Consider the following 15,969-nt stretch of genomic DNA (forward strand, 5'->3'; position numbering starts at 1 on the left):
AATGCTTCATCGACTGGTTCCTTGCTCGCCGCCCTGCCCGCGTCACGCCGGCAGCTTGAAGTCGGCGACCGAACGACGCAGGTCGGCCGCCAGCTGCGCGAGGTGGCCGATCGATTCGGCGGTCTGTCCGGCACCCTGCGAGGTCTGGCCGGTGATCTGCCGGATCACGCCCATGGTGCGGGTGATGTCCGAGGCCGCAGCCGACTGCTGCTGGGCGGCGATGGAGATGTTCTTGATGAGGTTGTTCAAGGCGTTGGACACGCGCTCGATCTCGGTCAATGCGGTGCCGGCGTCTTCGGCCAGGCGTGCACCGGACACCACTTCGGCGGTGGTCTGTTCCATCGAGGTGACCGCTTCGTTGGTATCGGCCTGAATCGCCTGCACCAGGTTTTCGATGCGTCGGGTCGCACCCGAAGTGCGTTCTGCCAGGCGCTGCACTTCGTCGGCCACCACGGCAAAACCGCGGCCGGCTTCACCTGCAGAGGCCGCCTGCACGGCGGCATTCAGCGCCAGGATGTTGGTCTGCTCGGAGATGTCGTTGATCAGTTCCACGATCGAACCGATCTCCTGCGAGGATTCACCCAGGCGCTTGATGCGCTTGGAGGTTTCCTGGATCTGGTCACGGATCTGGTCCATGCCCTGGATGGTCTCGCGGACCACGCCGGCACCCTCGGCAGCGATCACCACCGAGCGCTGTGCCACGTCGGCCGATTCGGCCGAGTTGCGCGACACCTGCTCGATGCTCGCCGCGATTTCGCCGATGCGGTCCGACGCCGAGGTGATCTGGTTGGCCTGGTGGCCGGCCGCTTCTGCCAGCTGCATGGCGGTAGCCTGGGTTTCCTGGGTGGACAGCGCGACCTTGGCCGAGGTGTCGTTGATGGTGGTCACCAGGTGGCGCAGCTCGTCGACCGCGTAATTGATTGCGTCGGCGATGGCGCCGGTCATGTCCTCGGTCACCGAGGCCTTCACCGTCAGGTCGCCCTCACCGAGCGAGGAGATTTCGTCCAGCAGCCGCATGATCGCCTGCTGGTTGCGGCTGTTGAACTCCACCTGGGTCTGGTAGCGCAGTTCCTGCTCACGCGAGCGGCTGCGCACGTTGGTGGAGACGAAGCCGATGATCGCGATCAGCGACAGCGCACCGGACACCACGCCGATCCAGAAATTGGGGAACAGGCGGGTATCGGACACCGAGCCGAATGAGGAGAACGCTTCGAACAGCTTGCGGCTGTCGTCCAGCATGTGTGCCGAGCCCTGCCCCAGCGCAGTGGCGGCGGACTGTGCGGCGAACAGCTGGCGCGAGCTGGCCAGGATCGCATCGGCGTCCTGCTTCATCGCTTCCCACTTCTGCTGGGACTGCTCCAGCGCAGCGACGGCGGCAGCGCCACGCACGGCGGTGATGCCCAGTTCCTCGTTGCCATTGCGCAGGCCATCGAGCACCTGCGAGAACACAGTGATGTCACGTGCCAGCGCATCGCCCGCAGTAGCCGCACCACTGCCACCGGCCCGCATTTCGGTCACGCGGCGGGCCATCGAACCGGCCACCACCACCTGCTGCAGCGCGCTGTACACCTGCGCCGACGGCGCGCCGGAGGCGGACATCGCACGCACCAGTTCATTCAGCTGGGCCTGCAGGCCCGGTACCGCGCCGCTGAAGTTGTTGGCGTTGCCGGCCAGGGCCAGCACCGCCGGCTCACTGGCGACCAGCTGCCCGGCCTGCTTGCCCAGCGGCGCCCAGGTTTCACCCAGCGTGGAGATCGCGCCGGACACGCCCGGCTCCTTGCCGTAGCGCCCCTGCAGGGTCGATACGTTCTGTTCGATCGCGTTGCGGGTAGCCTTGAAGGCGGTGAACGCCTGCGCGTTGCCGCCCACCGCATCACGGCCCTGGTTGGCCAGCTGCTGCGACAGTACCTGCAGGTCGGCGGCCTTGGAGCCTGCATCGGCCAGGCGGCTGCCCTGCCAGGTGGCGACGCCGGTGTTGACACCGAACAGGATCATCGATGCCAGCAACAGGAACAGCCAGAGGTTGCTGCCGCCCAGCCGCAGCTTGCCGGTCTTGGTGGCGTCCGAAGCAGTACTCATCGTTCAACCTCGTTCTTCAATGCAGGGGGCAACGCCCGGCCTCAGGCCGCGGCTTGCCGGAATTCAGGGGTGCGCGACAGCAGCGAGAGCGAGAACACGCCCCAGTCCTGGCCGTCGGCATGGAAGGCGCGGTCAACAAAATGGCCATAACGCCCATCAGCCAGTGCACCGGCCTCGATCTGCTGGGCCAGTTCAAAGCTGCGCTGGCCGAACAATTCATCGATGGTCAGCGCGACGTCGCCGCCGGCCTGGCGCATGATCAGCACGCGTTGGCCTTCCTGCTGCACGGTGCGCGTGCCTTCCAGGAAATACTTCAGGTCGACCACCGGGAACAGGTTGCCGCGCAGATTGCCTACGCCCAGCAACCACGGTTGCGCGCACGGCACCGGGGTCACCGGCGGCATCGGCACGATTTCCACCACTTCGCGGAAATCGGACACCAGCCGGCGCTGGCCGACGCGATAGCCCACGCCGCGCCACAGGTCCTGGGCGAACTGCCGTTCGGGCAGCTGCACCGCGTGGGCCAGGCTGCGCCGTTCGTAGGCTTCAAGAATGTCGAAGGGCGAGCGCATCAGGCCACCAGTTCATTGATCCGCGCGATCAGTTCATCCTCGCGCGGCGGCTTGACGATGTAATCGGCCGCGCCCTGGCGCAGGCCCCAGGCCCTGTCGGTTTCCATCGCCTTGGTGCTGACGATGATCACCGGGATGTGCTTGATCGCGGCGTCGCGGGCCATCGCCCGGGTCGCCTGGAAACCGCTCATGCCGGGCAGCACCACGTCCATCAGCACCAGCTGCGGCGATTGGTCGCGGACCAGCTGCAGTCCATCCTCGGCGTTGTCCGCTTCCAGCACTTCGTGGCCGGCACGGCGCAGCCACTGGGTGAACACCGCGCGGTCGGTCGGTGAATCCTCGATCAGGACGATACGAGCCATTGTGCCTTTCCCCCCTGGTCAGGCGTTGACGTATGTGCGGATGGCACCCAGCAGTTCTTCACGTGTAAAGGGCTTGGTCAGGTATTGCTCCGAGCCGACAATGCGCCCCCGCGCCTTGTCGAACAGCCCATCCTTGGACGACAGCATGATGACCGGGGTCGCCTTGAACAGCTGGTTTCCCTTGATCAGCGCACAGGTCTGGTAGCCATCCAGGCGCGGCATCATGATGTCGACGAAGATGATCTGCGGTTGCTGGTCTGCGATCTTGGCAAGCGCTTCGAAACCGTCGGTGGCCGTGACCACCTCGCAGCCTTCGCGCTTGAGCAGCGTTTCCGCAGTCCTGCGGATGGTCTTCGAATCATCGATGACCATCACCCGGAGTCCTGCGAGTTCCCCGCCCGCAGTCGTGTTTTCAGTCATTGCCTATCCCCAAGCGCACGGCCCGATCTCTGGCGGGGGCCGCTACGAAAGCGTATCTATATCGCACTTCCCGCGCCCGCTTCAAGGCCAGCCCACCACGCGGGGCGCGACGCCCTGCTGAACGTGACCGGTTTCGCAATGACTGCGCCGCCGGACGGACGCTGCGTTGCAGTACGGCGGGGAGGCGCGCGGCCGGCGTTGCCGCTACCATCAACGTCTTGCCTGACAGGTGCGACCATGCCGTTGAACGTCATCGTGGTGATGGACCCCATCGCCCACATCAAGATCGCCAAGGACACCACCTTCGCCATGCTGCTGGAAGCCCAGCGACGCGGCCATGCCCTGCACTACGTGCGCCCGGGCGGCCTGGCGCTGGAAGGCGGCGTGGCGGTTGCCCAGACCGCGCCGCTGCAGGTGCGCGACGACCCGGCCGGCTGGTACGAGCTGGGCGCGTTCAGCCGTACCGAATTCGGCCCGGGCCAGATCGTACTGATGCGCAAGGACCCGCCGGTCGACGCCGAGTACATCTACGACACCCAGGTGCTGGACGTGGCTGCGGCTGCTGGCGCCTGCGTCGTCAACAACCCGCAGGGCCTGCGCGACTACAACGAGAAGCTGGCCGCCCTGCTGTTCCCGCAGTGCTGCCCGCCGACCCTGGTCAGCCGCGATGCCAAGGCGCTGAAGGCGTTTGCCCTGGAACACGGCCAGGCCGTGCTGAAGCCGCTGGACGGCATGGGCGGCCGCTCGATCTTCCGCAGCGGCCAGGGCGATCCGAACCTGAACGTGATCCTGGAAACGCTGACCGACGGTGGCCACAGGATGGCGCTGGCGCAGAAGTTCATCCCTGACATCACCGCCGGCGACAAGCGCATCCTGCTGGTCGATGGCGAGGCGGTGGACTACTGCCTGGCGCGCATTCCGCAGGGCGATGAGTTCCGCGGCAACCTGGCCGCCGGCGGCCGCGGCGAAGGCCGCCCGCTGAGCGAGCGCGACCGTTGGATCGCCGCCCAGGTCGGCCCGGAGATGAAGCGTCGTGGCATGCGTTTCGTCGGCCTGGACGTGATCGGCGATTACCTGACCGAGGTCAACGTGACCAGCCCGACCTGCGTGCGCGAACTCGACGCGCAGTACGGCCTGAACATCGCCGGCAGCCTGTTCGACGCGCTCGAGGCCGGCCTGCGCTGATGCCCCCCGCACCTGCCGTTCTGCCCCCGCCCCCGCGCGAAGCGCAACGGCTGGGGGCGACCATCGCGCTGTCGGTGCTGGTCCACGCCCTGCTGATCCTGGGCGTGGGCTTTGCCGTGAAGGGCGATGCGCCGCTGGTGCCGACGCTGGAAGTGATCTTCAGCCAGACCCGCACCGCACTCACGCCCAAGCAGGCCGATTTCCTTGCCGCGGCCAGCCAGGAGGGCGGCGGCGAACACGACCGCGCACAGCGCCCGCGCGACAACCAGGCCGGCATCGTGCCGCAGGCCCAATCCGGGTTGAGCCCTGTGCCGCAACAGCAGCAATCGGCCGCGCCCGTGCCACCGCCGCAGGCGCGGGTGGTCAGCAGCCGCAATGGCGAGGACACGGTGGTACAGGCGCAATCCCGCCCCACCCCGCTGGAGCCGACGCCGGATGCACCGATGACCGCGCGCGAACAGCGTGATGCGGAAATGGCGCGCCTGGCAGCGGAAGTGCACCTGCGTTCTGCGCAGTACGCCAAGCGCCCGAACCGCAAATTCGTCTCCGCCAGTACGCACGAATATGCCTATGCCAATTACCTTCGCGCGTGGGTCGACCGCGCCGAGCAGGTGGGCAACCTGAACTATCCGGACGAGGCGCGGCAGCGCCGGCTGGGCGGCCAGGTGGTGATCAGCGTTGGCGTTCGCCGCGATGGCAGCGTGGAAAGCAGCCGCATCCTGCGTTCGAGCGGGACGCCATTGCTGGATGAGGCAGCGCTGCGGGTGGTGCAGCTGGCACAGCCGTTCCCGCCGCTGCCGAAGAGCGAGGACGAGATCGACATCCTGCAGGTCACGCGTACGTGGGTGTTCCTGCCGGGCGGTGCCCTGCGCGACGACCGGTAGGAGTTTGTTGCCCAGGCCTGCGGCCCGGGACCCGCTGGAAGCAACGTCAACATCAACGGCAACAGCAGCGGTCAGGATGCTGGGCTTGGCGGGGCATCATCGCTGTTGGTAGGTGTCGACCTTGGTCGACACGGTAGATCCACGCCATGCGTGGATGCGAGCGAAGCGACCCGCTTTTGACTTTGATTTTCTTTTTTGATTTTCCGTGGCGGCCGCACACGGGAACTATCCGTGGCCGGGCGGGTGGGCTGCGCAGGGGCGTGAGCCGCATGGATGCGGCGACCGAGCTTACATGGACGTACTTGCAGCGCCCCCTGCGCAGCCCACCCGCCCGGCCAAACCACGGCTTTTGATTTACGCGGCCAACCCCGCCACGAGGGGCTCAGCCGTTGGCCTTCGCCTTCGCCTCGCGCGCGGCCTGCTGCTCGACCAGGGTCAATGCCACGTTGTCGCGAAGGTATGCCGGCTCCACCTTCTCCGGCGCAATGGCTTCGCCACGTGCGAAGGCCGGCACCGCCAGCGTCAGCAGATCCGACGCGCGCGGCAGTGCAGTGGCATCGAATCCGCGCAGGCCAGCACCGAGCTGCGCCACCAGTGCGCCCTCGGCCGCACCGAAACCGGTACCGACACCGTAGGCAGCCAGCCCTTCCGGCAATGCCACCGCATCGGGTGCGCACACGCGTTCGGCATCGCGTGCCACCGGCAGGCCGTCCACGCGCTCGAAGCGCCCGACATACAGCTCGCCCATGCGCGCATCAATTGCCGACAGGATCTGGATCTCTTCGGCCGGCGCACGCAGCGCCAGCACCTGCAGCGTCGAGACCGGCAGCAGCGGCCGGTCCAGCGCCAGCGCGATGCCCTGCGCAATGGCAATCGCCAGACGCACGCCGGTGAACGCACCGGGGCCACGGCTGAGCGCGATGCCATCAAGCTGGCGGCGGCTGATGCCGGCTTCGGCCAGCAGCGCCTCGGCCCATGGAAGGCTCAGTTCGGCATGCCGGCGCGGGGCGATCTCGAAACGTTCCAGCACCTGCCCATCCACATGCAGGGCTACGGAACAGGCTTCGGTGGAGGTTTCAAAGGCGAGCAGTTTCATCGGATCAGGTCAGAACAGGGGGAACGTGGCGCCGGGTGCCGGGTGCGGGCCTGCCGCAACAGCGGACGGAGCAGCAGCATCATCGGCCACGGGTGCCCATTGTGGCGTAAAGAAGGCCTGCACATCGGCCAGGCTGCGGGTACGTCGGAACGGCGGCAGCGAATCGAGGAAAACCCGGCCATAGCCCCGGTTGAGCAGGCGCGGGTCGCACAGCACCAGCACGCCACGGTCGCTCTCGCTGCGGATCAGGCGGCCGACGCCCTGCTTCAGTGCGATCACGGCCTGTGGCAACTGCTCGTCGCGGAACGGGTTGCCACCCTGGCTGCGGATCGCCTCCAGCCGCGCCTCGTACACTGGGTCGTCGGGCGCCGCGAACGGCAACTTGTCGATCACCACCACGCTCAGCGCTTCGCCGACCACGTCCACGCCCTCGCGGAAGCTGGCCGAGCCGAGCAGCACGCCGTTGCCGGATTCGCGGAAGCGCTGCAGCAGCGTCGCGCGTGGTGCCTCGCCCTGCACGAACAACGGCCATGGCCCGTCGCGCAACGCCTCGGCCGCCTCACGCAGGGCGCGATGCGAAGCGAATAGCAGGAAGGCCCGGCCCTGCGACGCCTGCAACACCGGCCGCAGGGTCTGGATCAGCGCGGTACCAAAACCGCGCGCGGCCGGATCGGGCAGGCCCTCGGGCAGATAACACAGGGCCTGCTCGGGCCAGTTGAACGGACTCGGCTGCACCAGCGTGTGCGGATCGTCCAGACCCAGGCGGGAGGCGATGTGATCGAAACCACCGTCAACGGTCAGCGTCGCCGAAGTGAAGATCCACGCAGCTCGGCTGCGCTCGCGATGCTCACGTAACGGGCCGGACACATCCATCGGCGTGCGCTGGCAGCGGAAACCACGCGGCGTAAGCTCGTACCAGAGCACGTCGGCCGCACTGCTCGCTTCAGACGGATCGGTGTCGAAATCGAGAGTGGGTTCGTCATCGCCCAACCAGCGGCTGAGCCGCGAGACCGCCTCGCGCGCCCGTGCATGGCAGGCATCCAGGCCGGCCGCCGCTTCGCGCAATGGCTGCAGCGACTGCTCCAGCATCATCAGGCCGGACATCACCGTATCGAAGCCGTCACGCACCTGCGGCATTGCCAATGCGCGCCACTGCGTGCCACGTGATGGCAGCCCTTCCATCGCCGAACGCAACGCCAGCAGCGCCTGCTGCAGCTGATCGACCGGCTCCTGCAGCGCCGACTGCGCGCCACCCACACCACGAGCCTCCGCCAGGCAATCGCGGCCCAGTTCCTGCCATGGGCGCATGCCGAAACCTTCGCCGAAGAACTGCGCAGCCAACTCCGGCAACTGGTGCGCCTCGTCGATGACAAAGGCCTGCGCCCCCGGCAGCAGTTCACCGAATCCCTCCTGCTTCAGTGCCAGGTCGGCCAGCAGCAGGTGATGGTTGACCACCACCACGTCGGCGGCCTGCGCGCGTTGCCGCGCGCGCACCACGAAGCAGTCATCCCAGAACGGGCAATCGGTGCCCAGGCAGTTGTCGACGGTAGATGTGACCATCGGCAGCAATGGGGAGTCGTCGGCCAACCCGTCGAGCTCGGCGATGTCGCCGAACTCCGAGCGACCGGACCAGGCCAGGATGCGCTGGAACTGCGCCGCCTGTTCGGGGCTGGAAAAACGCGGCTCGCCGCGCGCCTGCTGCAGGCGATAGCGGCACAGGTAATTCGCACGCCCCTTCAGCAGCGCACTGCGCAGGCCGACGCCCAGCGCCTGGCGCACGCGCGGCAGATCGCGGTGGTAGAGCTGGTCCTGCAGCGCGCGGGTGCCGGTGGAGATGATGGTACGCAGCCCGGACAGCAGCACCGGCACCAGATAGGCGAAGGTCTTGCCGGTGCCGGTACCGGCCTCGGCCAGCAAAAGATCACGCTGCTGCAACGCGTCGGCGATGGCTTCGGTCAGGCGCAGCTGTGCGGGACGCGGGACGAAGGCATCCAGGTGCGAGGCGAGCGCGCCGCCGTCGCTGAGGGCTTCGCGGCTGGCATGGACAAGGTCGGACATCAGAGGGAAAGGATACCCGGCCGGGCGCTGCCCGGCACCCGTTTCAAGCCGGGGCACAAGCAACGGCAACGGCGCTCATGGCTCTGGGTTGTACTGGGGACTGGCGGGGGACTGTGGGTTTGCGGGGACGCCGTAAACCCGTCCTTGGGGGCTTGGCCGCGGCATCCATGCCGCGGACACCCCGCAAACCCACAGTCCCCCGCCTTCGACAGTTTCCCGGTGACGGAATGCAAAGGCAGAGCAGATGCGGTTGGTGTAACGGAGAAAGTGGAAGGGGTCGGATCCGTTTTCCTGCGGAAAACGGATCCGACCCCGCAGCGAGTGCGCGCAGCGCGCGACCCGCTTTTGATGTTTTATTTTGTTCTTGCCTGCGGCCCGCGCGATGTATGGCGGGCCGGGAGGGTGGGGCGTGCAGGACCGTTGGCGCCATGGATGGCGCCATCGAGCCCCCATGGATGGGTTTACGGCGTGTCCTGCACGCCCCACCCTCCCGGCCCATCACCCGCATCCATCAGTGCGCACGCGCCGCAGAGGGGGCAGCGCCCGATGGAGTGGAATACCTCAGTACCGCTTGATCCCCGGCACGGTGCAGCCTTCAATCTGCGCATGCGCGGACACCGCGTTTTCCTTCTCACCGCGCGCCAGACGCGACTGCTCGATCGTCGCCCAGTGGCGGCGGCACAGCGGCCCCGTCTTCGAGCCCAGATCAACAGCCTTGCGCGCGAACGCCTCCGCCTGTGCCCACTGACCCTGCAGCAGCGCCAGTTCGGCTCGTTCCTGCAGCACCGCCGGATCGGCGGCCACGATTTCCAGCGCATGATCCAAGCTGCTGGCGGCACCGGCCAGGTCGTTGGCCTGGCGTTGCGCCTGCGCGGTCACCCGCAGGTCTTCCACCTGCGAATCACGCAGCGGCTGCACCGACAGTTCCTTGTCGTCCGGGCCTGCGGCGGCGTCGACTGCGGCCAGGCGCTGCGCCGGCGTCGTGGTATCCACCGGCTTGGCCGCCGGTGGCGGGCTGCTCACGCAGGCGGCCAGGGCCAGGCTGAGGCCGGTCAGGGCCAGGGGCTGCAGCAGGGATCGGATGTTCATCGGCATCATCGGCTCGGAGGAGGTGTGGCTGCGGCGGGTGCCGCGGCAGGTTCAGCAGGCGGCTCGGGCTTTCGGTCCAGGCCGAACCAGCTGCGCCAGCCGCCGCCCTCACCTTCGGCCCCACCCTGCCCATCCGGCGACACCGCCGGCGCACACGGCGCATAGGCCGGTGCATAACCCACCACGAACGGGAAGCGACGCGCGCCCGGGCATCCATCGTCGGTGGTGTTCATGCCGGTGGCGGCCACCGACTGCCAATCCAGGCCCTTGTTGCTGACCTTCAGCGGTGCGCTTGGCAGGCGCTGGAAGATGCCCGACCAAACCCGCATCGCGCCGGTGGCACCGTACAGGCCGGCCTGTTCGTTCTGGTCGTTGCCCATCCAGATCACCGCCAGGTGGTCGCCGGTGTAACCGGCATACCAGCTGTCGCGGCCATCATTGGTGGTACCGGTCTTGCCCGCCGGCTGCAGGCGGCCCAGGCCATCGGCATTCAGTCGCTGCGCGGTACCGCTGGCAACCACCTGCTGCAGACCAATGCTGATCAGGTTGGCGGCAATGGAATCACCTTCCTGCGCTGGCGCTGGGGTCTTGTCATAGCGCTTGAGCAGCTTGCCCTGCGGATCGAGCACACCACGCACCGCATGCAACGGCTGGATCTCGCCACCCGAAGCCAGGAACTGGTACAGCTGCGCCATCGCGTAGGGGCTCTGGTCGGTCGAACCGAGGATCACCGCCGGGTTCGCCTCGGCCTTGATGCCGGCCAGCACGTGAATCAGCTGGGTCACGCGCTCGGGGCCGACCTGCATGCCAACGCGCACCGTGGCCTGGTTGTACGAATGGGCCAGCGCATCGATCAGGCGCACAGTGCCATGGCTGCGGTTGTCCGCGTTGCCGGGGTTCCAGTTGCGGCCGCGGCCGAGCTGCACGGTCACCGGCGAATCGTCGACCCAGCTGGCCAGCGAGTAGCGGTCCGGCTGTGCCAGCGCCAGCAGGTACACGAACGGCTTGAGCAGCGAGCCGACCGGGCGCTGTGCCTCGATGGCGCGGTTGAAGCCGACTTCGGAGACCTCGCGGCTGCCGATCACCGCCAGCACGTCGCCGTTGTGCACATCGGTCAGCACCATGCCGGCCTGCAGCTCGGGCCGGCGCTTGCTCTCCAGCGACTTGATGGTGCGGGTCACCGCGCCTTCGGCATAGGCCTGGGCGGACGGCGACATGCCGCTCATCACGCTCAGGCCGGCGCCCTGCAGCGCCGATTCCGGATAGTCATGGCCAAGCTGGCGACGGACCAGATCGACGTAGGCCGGGAAGCGGTTGGCAGCGACCAGGCCCGGAGTCTTGGGTACGCCGAGCGGCGCCTTGAGGGCGCGCTGGTACTCGGCATCGTCGATCAGAGTTGCCTCGTGCAGCTTGCCCAGCACGAAGTTGCGGCGATCCAGCGCGCGTTCCGGGTTGCGACGCGGATCGTAGAAGGAGGGGCCCTTGACCAGGCCGATCAGCAACGCGATCTGCTCGGTTTCCAGCGACGACAGGTCGCGGCCGAACCAGAATTCGGCGCCGGAGGACATGCCGTGGATGGCCTGGCTGCCGCGTTGGCCCAGGTACACCTGGTTGAGATAGGCCTCGAAGATGGTGCGCTTGTCGTAGCGCGCTTCCATGATCAGCGCGTACAGCACTTCGTTGAACTTGCGGGTGACCGTCTGTTCCTTGCCGATGCCGAGCAGGCCGCTGCGGGCCAGCTGCTGGGTCAGCGTGGACGCGCCCTGTCGGCTCTGGCCACCGGAGCGGATGGTTACCCACACCGCGCGCGCGATGCCGGACAGGTCGATGCCGTGGTGGCGGTTGAAGTCCTTGTCCTCAACCGCCTGCAGTCCGGTCACCAGCAGGTCCGGCGCTTCGTTCATGCGGATCAGGCGGCGCTCTTCCTGCTTCTGCCCGTACAACGTGGCGATGCGCGCCGGATCCAGGCGGGCGGCCTTCAGTGCCTTGCGCGAATCGGGATCACGCAGCGACGCGATGCTGCCACCGGACAGCGACAGTTCCACCCGCTTGGCAGCGACGTGGCCATCGACATCGTTGTAACCGCGGCTGGAGATGGTGAAACGCCCGCCCTGCACCGCATAGGTCGCCGGCTCCTTGCCCTGCCCGTCATCGCGGTAGGCGGAGGCGGCCAGCTCGGTCTTCAGGGTGGACGCGTCCATCGCCTTGCCCGGCGTGAGCACCAGCGGGCGGGCGTAGACCCGTGTCGGGATCTGCCAGCGCAGTTCGCCGAAGCGCTGGGTCACCTGCTGGTTCAGGTACAGCGTATAGGGAATCAGGAAACCCAATCCCAACGCGACCGCTGCCATGCTCCAGGTGATCAGGCGGCGCCGCCACAGGGGACCGTTGTCCTGCTGGTCGTCGTCGTCGAAATCGTCGATGTCGTCGGAATCGTAGCGTCGGGGCACGGGAATGCGAGAATGTAAGGTCTGGCGAGTCTACCCCAGCCACCGTGGCTGGCGGATTCTCCCGGGTTCCCCTGCTTAAGCTGGAGTTGCAACCGGATGGCGATGTCCCTGGCCGAGATCCGATACCTGATCAACCGCCTGTCGGGCTTGGCCCGGCGCAGCCTGGCCAGCCTGCGAACCCGCGGCTGGAGGGCCACCTGGCAGCGGATCCGGGTCCATGCCCAGCGTGCCGTCCCCGCCCCGCGTACTCCCTTGTACCTGCCACCCGCGGAGGCATTTGCCCCGTTCGCGGTGCCGTACAGCCCGGCGCCGGAGGTGAGCATCATCATCCCGGTCTACAACCACGTCGAGCACACCCTGGCCTGCCTTCGCGCCCTCGCCGCGCATCCACCGGCCGCCGCGTGCGAGATCCTGGTGGTGGACGACGGCAGCAGCGATGCGACCGCGCAATGGATGCCACAGGTGGCCGGCCTGCGCTACGAGGTCCGGGAGCGCAATGGCGGCTTCATCGAGGCCTGCAACGACGGCGTTTCGCGCGCGCGCGGCCGTTACGTCGTACTGCTCAACAACGATACCGTGCCGCAGCCGGGCTGGCTGGATGCACTGCGGGACACCTTCAGCAGTGTGCCCGACGCCGGCCTGGTCGGCAGCCAGCTGCTGTACCCGGACGGTCGCCTGCAGGAGTCCGGCGGGGTGATCTTCGCCGACGGCAGTGGCTGGAGCTATGGCCGCTTCGAGGCAGCCGACGACCCGCGTTTCGCCAGCCTGCGCGACGTGGACTACTGTTCAGGCGCCGCGCTGATGCTGGCGCGCACCGTGTGGCAGCAGCTCGGCGGCTTCGACACGCGCTACAAGCCGGCGTACTACGAAGATACCGACCTGGCCTTCCGCGTACGTGGGCAGGGCCTGCGCGTGCTGGTGCAGCCTGCCAGCCGGGTGATCCACGACGAGGGCACCAGCAATGGCACCGACACCGGCAGCGGGGTCAAGGCCTACCAGGTGCGCAACCAGGCGGTCTTCGCGGAGAAATGGGCGGCCGAGCTGGCAGGCCACCCCGCCGTGGGCACGGTGCCATCGCCGGCGCTGCTGCTGCGCGGTCGCCGCCAGGTACTGATCCTGGACGAGGAAGTACCGCAGCCGGATCGCGATTCCGCGTCACTGCGCCAGGTCAACCTGATCCGCCTGCTGCAGCAGGGCGGCGCCCACGTGGTGTTCGTGCCGACCCGGCGCGAGCACGGCGGCTCGGCCACCGAAGCGCTGCAGCGGATGGGCGTGGAGGTCTGGTACGCCCCCTTCCTGGAAGGCGTGGCCGGCTGGTTGCGCATGCATGGTGCACGTTTCGACGTGGCACTACTGGTCCGCCACCATGTCGCCCATGAATGCCTGCCGCTGCTGAAGCGCTATGCACCCCGGGCGCGCACCGTGTTCGATACGGTGGACCTGCATTACCTGCGCGAGCGCCGCGGCGCCGAAGTGGCCGGAGATGCCGGCCTACTGCGTGCCGCCGAACGCACCCGTGCGAGCGAGCTGGCCGTGATGCAGCAGTGCGATATCACCGTGCTGGTCAGTGCCGCCGAACGGGAGCAGCTGCAGGCCGATGCGCCAGCGGTACGGGTGGAATTGATTTCCAACCTGCACGATGTCGCCGGTGCCGGCAAACCGTTCGAACAGCGCCATGACCTGGTGTTCGTCGGCGGCTTCCGCCATCCGCCGAACCTGGATGCAATGGAGTGGTTCATCGGCGAAGTATTCGCCAGCATCCGCGCCCGCCTGCCCGAGGTACGGCTGCACTGCATCGGTGCCGCAACACCAGAGTCACTGCTGGCACTGGCCGCCCGCCAGCCTGGCGTGCAGATGCATGGCTTCGTCGAGGACATCACGCCCTACATGGACGGTGCACGCATCTCCGTCGCGCCACTGCGCTTCGGTGCCGGCGTGAAGGGCAAGATCAACCTGAGCATGGCCCATGGCCAGCCGGTGGTTGGCACCACGTGCGCGGTGGAGGGCATGCACCTGCGCGCCGGCCAGGATGTGCTGGTCGCTGACGATGCGGCCAGCTTTGCCGATGCAGTGGTCCGCCTCTACCAGGACCCGCAGTTGTGGCAACAGCTGTCCAATGCCGGCCTGGCCAACATCGCCGAGCACTTCTCGCTCGACGCCGCCCGCGCAACCGTGCAGCGGGTGTTCTTCGCCTAGTCCACGTGCCCACCGGCACGGCGCAGGCGGTCTTCGAAGGCTGGCAGTTCGGCCAGATCCGGTTGCAGCAGCCGGGCCTGCTCTGCCGCATGCGCGGCAAACGACACATCACCACTGCCCAGCCGCTCGCTGCCGATCGCCAGCCAGCGCTGGGCCAGTCGCAGTCGTGCTGCAGGCAGGCTCGCCGCGGTTGGCGACAGTGTCTGCCAGGCCTGCAGGCAGGCGCCCGCGGCCTGCACGCGGTTCTGTCGCAGGTTGTCATCGAAGCAACGTCGGCTGGCCGGCAGCAGCCGCGCGGCAGCCGCTTTCACCCGGGCATCGCGCGGTGCCAGTGATTGCGCCTCACGCAGCGCATCGAACGCGCTGTGGCCCGGCGGGCTGATCCACTGACCAGCACGCTCGGCGCGTTCAACCCTGCGCAGGTGCTCGCGCAGTTGCCGCTCACGCTGCGCATTGCTGACGCTTGGCTGCTGCATTGCCTGCTGCGCCTGTTGCGCACGCTGCAGGCGCTGCGCCAGTTGCTGCCGCGCCGCCGGCGACGCCCCCAGTTCCTGCGCCAGCATGGCATCACGCTGTGCAGCTTCGAACTGGAAGTCGTCAGCCTGTTTCTGGCTGCGTGCCAGCACAGCCTGCAGCGACTGCTCACGGCCACGTTGAGCGTTGGGATCGTCGGGTGCGACGGCCAGCACGGCCAGGAACCCTTTCCCTGCAGCGTCCAGCTGCTGCCGCTGCAAGGCACGCTGGGCCTGCCGCAAGCGCTGGTCAACCGCCTGTGCCAACGCTTCCTGGCTGGCGGGCAGATCGGCATGGCCGGCATCGAACTGGCGTGCGCGCTGCACGATGCCAGCGGCCGCGGCCAGTTCACCGCGCCCGGCCAGTGTGCGCGCATGCTGCAATAGATCGCTCAGGGCATCCTCGCGCCCTTCCAGCGCCGGCAGGTTATCCGGCTGCACTGCCAGGATGCGTTGGAACAGAGGCAGCGCACTGCTGTCCCCGTCATCCAGGCGGCCGGCGGCAAAGGCATTGCGGGCCTGCGCCAGCAGCGCGCCGATACCTGCTCCGGCGCTGCGACGTGCCTGCAGCTGGCGCGCCACGGCGTCGCCATCAGCCTGCGGCACCTGCAGCTCACGGGCCAGCGCCAGCGCCTGCGCGCTGCCGTCCAGGTCATTGGCCTGCAGTTTGTCGCGGGCCTGCTGCAGCGCGGCGGCACCCGTACGGGCCAGGCCCTGGCGCGCCTGCGGACGGTCGCCATCCAGTGCCAGCACGGCCTGGTAGCGTTCGCGCGCACCACTGCCGTCGGCCGCGCTCAGTCGACCGGCCGCCAATGCGCGATCACCTTCGGCCAGCAGCTGCTCGATCTGCGGCTCGTCCCAGAACCAGTCGGCCAATGGCTTGCGCAGCAACACCAGCAGCACGAACACCGCCAGCGCGGCGACCAGTGCCCACCGCCAGACCCGGCGTGCATGGCGCGCCTGCAGCCACCACCAACGGCCTTCGCGGCGGACGCGGTCCAGCGCAGGATGTTCAGCGCCATGCGGGCGATGCGGAGGCTCGCGTTCCATGCGTGCAGGGTAGCCGGGG

The 15,969-nt window shown here is 68.0% G+C and carries 12 protein-coding genes; 3 read left to right on the top strand and 9 right to left on the bottom strand.

The features are described from left to right. Window positions 1-42 precede the first annotated feature (42 nt). The 4 genes from ACZK2G_RS16775 to pilG are packed head-to-tail and all read right to left on the bottom strand — an operon-like array spanning window position 43 to window position 3,433. The gene (locus ACZK2G_RS16775; protein ID WP_253079656.1) at window positions 43-2,079 is read right to left on the bottom strand and encodes a methyl-accepting chemotaxis protein; all 2,037 of its coding nucleotides are present in this window, start codon (window positions 2,077-2,079) and stop codon (window positions 43-45) included. Window positions 2,080-2,120: 41 nt separating this feature from the next. After that, complete coding sequence (locus ACZK2G_RS16780; RefSeq protein ID WP_006385330.1) at window positions 2,121-2,651, bottom strand: chemotaxis protein CheW; 531 nt, start codon at window positions 2,649-2,651, stop codon at window positions 2,121-2,123. Further along, window positions 2,651-3,013 (bottom strand): response regulator, encoded by a 363-nt coding sequence (locus tag ACZK2G_RS16785; protein ID WP_478473895.1) that lies wholly within the window; start codon window positions 3,011-3,013, stop codon window positions 2,651-2,653. The genes ACZK2G_RS16780 and ACZK2G_RS16785 overlap by 1 nt, the downstream gene beginning before the upstream one ends. Window positions 3,014-3,031: 18 nt before the next feature. Next, window positions 3,032-3,433: a twitching motility response regulator PilG gene (pilG, locus tag ACZK2G_RS16790; RefSeq protein ID WP_005418455.1), complete on the bottom strand. Its 402-nt coding sequence runs from the start codon at window positions 3,431-3,433 to the stop codon at window positions 3,032-3,034. A gap of 237 nt (window positions 3,434-3,670) precedes the next feature. On the opposite strand from pilG, the gene gshB reads away from it, so the two are divergent. Both gshB and ACZK2G_RS16800 read left to right on the top strand, forming a co-directional pair. After that, entirely contained in the window at window positions 3,671-4,618 is a 948-nt protein-coding gene (gene gshB, locus ACZK2G_RS16795; RefSeq protein ID WP_478473897.1) for a glutathione synthase, read from the top strand. Continuing rightward, a complete protein-coding gene (locus ACZK2G_RS16800) occupies window positions 4,618-5,502 on the top strand; it encodes an energy transducer TonB family protein (RefSeq protein WP_426355397.1) in 885 nt (294 codons plus the stop codon). The genes gshB and ACZK2G_RS16800 overlap by 1 nt, the downstream gene beginning before the upstream one ends. 382 nt (window positions 5,503-5,884) lie before the next feature. On the opposite strand, the gene tsaB is transcribed toward ACZK2G_RS16800, so the two are convergent. From tsaB to mrcB, 4 genes are all read right to left on the bottom strand, one after another. Continuing rightward, the gene (tsaB, locus tag ACZK2G_RS16805; protein ID WP_478473898.1) at window positions 5,885-6,598 is read right to left on the bottom strand and encodes a tRNA (adenosine(37)-N6)-threonylcarbamoyltransferase complex dimerization subunit type 1 TsaB; all 714 of its coding nucleotides are present in this window, start codon (window positions 6,596-6,598) and stop codon (window positions 5,885-5,887) included. Between the two features lie 9 nt (window positions 6,599-6,607). Further along, window positions 6,608-8,656, bottom strand: coding sequence for a DNA repair helicase YoaA (locus ACZK2G_RS16810; protein ID WP_478473900.1), 2,049 nt, complete (start codon window positions 8,654-8,656; stop codon window positions 6,608-6,610). Between the two features lie 561 nt (window positions 8,657-9,217). After that, window positions 9,218-9,754 carry a hypothetical protein gene (locus ACZK2G_RS16815; RefSeq protein WP_478473901.1) on the bottom strand — a complete coding sequence of 179 codons (537 nt, stop codon included), beginning with the start codon at window positions 9,752-9,754 and terminating at the stop codon, window positions 9,218-9,220. After that, window positions 9,751-12,192: a penicillin-binding protein 1B gene (mrcB, locus tag ACZK2G_RS16820; protein ID WP_337302814.1), complete on the bottom strand. Its 2,442-nt coding sequence runs from the start codon at window positions 12,190-12,192 to the stop codon at window positions 9,751-9,753. Before mrcB ends, ACZK2G_RS16815 begins: the two co-directional genes overlap by 4 nt. Before the next feature lie 96 nt (window positions 12,193-12,288). On the opposite strand from mrcB, the gene ACZK2G_RS16825 reads away from it, so the two are divergent. Next, the gene (locus ACZK2G_RS16825) at window positions 12,289-14,388 is read left to right on the top strand and encodes a glycosyltransferase (RefSeq protein ID WP_478473903.1); all 2,100 of its coding nucleotides are present in this window, start codon (window positions 12,289-12,291) and stop codon (window positions 14,386-14,388) included. Here ACZK2G_RS16825 and ACZK2G_RS16830 read toward each other — a convergent pair. Beyond that, complete coding sequence (locus ACZK2G_RS16830) at window positions 14,385-15,950, bottom strand: hypothetical protein (protein ID WP_136640000.1); 1,566 nt, start codon at window positions 15,948-15,950, stop codon at window positions 14,385-14,387. The two genes, ACZK2G_RS16825 and ACZK2G_RS16830, sit on opposite strands and share 4 nt — an antisense overlap. Window positions 15,951-15,969: the final 19 nt, after the last annotated feature.

The organism is Stenotrophomonas sp. 107298_Sma (assembly GCF_056480345.1).

Excerpts from the sequence above, each read along its gene's own strand:
- ACZK2G_RS16830 (WP_136640000.1), bottom strand. The coding sequence starts at position 15,950 with ATGGAACGCGAGCCTCCGCATCGCCCGCATGGCGCTGAACATCCTGCG.
- ACZK2G_RS16775 (WP_253079656.1), bottom strand. The coding sequence starts at position 2,079 with ATGAGTACTGCTTCGGACGCCACCAAGACCGGCAAGCTGCGGCTGGGC.
- ACZK2G_RS16785 (WP_478473895.1), bottom strand. The coding sequence starts at position 3,013 with ATGGCTCGTATCGTCCTGATCGAGGATTCACCGACCGACCGCGCGGTG.
- ACZK2G_RS16825 (WP_478473903.1), top strand. The coding sequence starts at position 12,289 with ATGGCGATGTCCCTGGCCGAGATCCGATACCTGATCAACCGCCTGTCG.
- ACZK2G_RS16815 (WP_478473901.1), bottom strand. The coding sequence starts at position 9,754 with ATGATGCCGATGAACATCCGATCCCTGCTGCAGCCCCTGGCCCTGACC.
- tsaB (WP_478473898.1), bottom strand. The coding sequence starts at position 6,598 with ATGAAACTGCTCGCCTTTGAAACCTCCACCGAAGCCTGTTCCGTAGCC.
- ACZK2G_RS16780 (WP_006385330.1), bottom strand. The coding sequence starts at position 2,651 with ATGCGCTCGCCCTTCGACATTCTTGAAGCCTACGAACGGCGCAGCCTG.
- ACZK2G_RS16810 (WP_478473900.1), bottom strand. The coding sequence starts at position 8,656 with ATGTCCGACCTTGTCCATGCCAGCCGCGAAGCCCTCAGCGACGGCGGC.
- gshB (WP_478473897.1), top strand. The coding sequence starts at position 3,671 with ATGCCGTTGAACGTCATCGTGGTGATGGACCCCATCGCCCACATCAAG.
- pilG (WP_005418455.1), bottom strand. The coding sequence starts at position 3,433 with ATGACTGAAAACACGACTGCGGGCGGGGAACTCGCAGGACTCCGGGTG.
- ACZK2G_RS16800 (WP_426355397.1), top strand. The coding sequence starts at position 4,618 with ATGCCCCCCGCACCTGCCGTTCTGCCCCCGCCCCCGCGCGAAGCGCAA.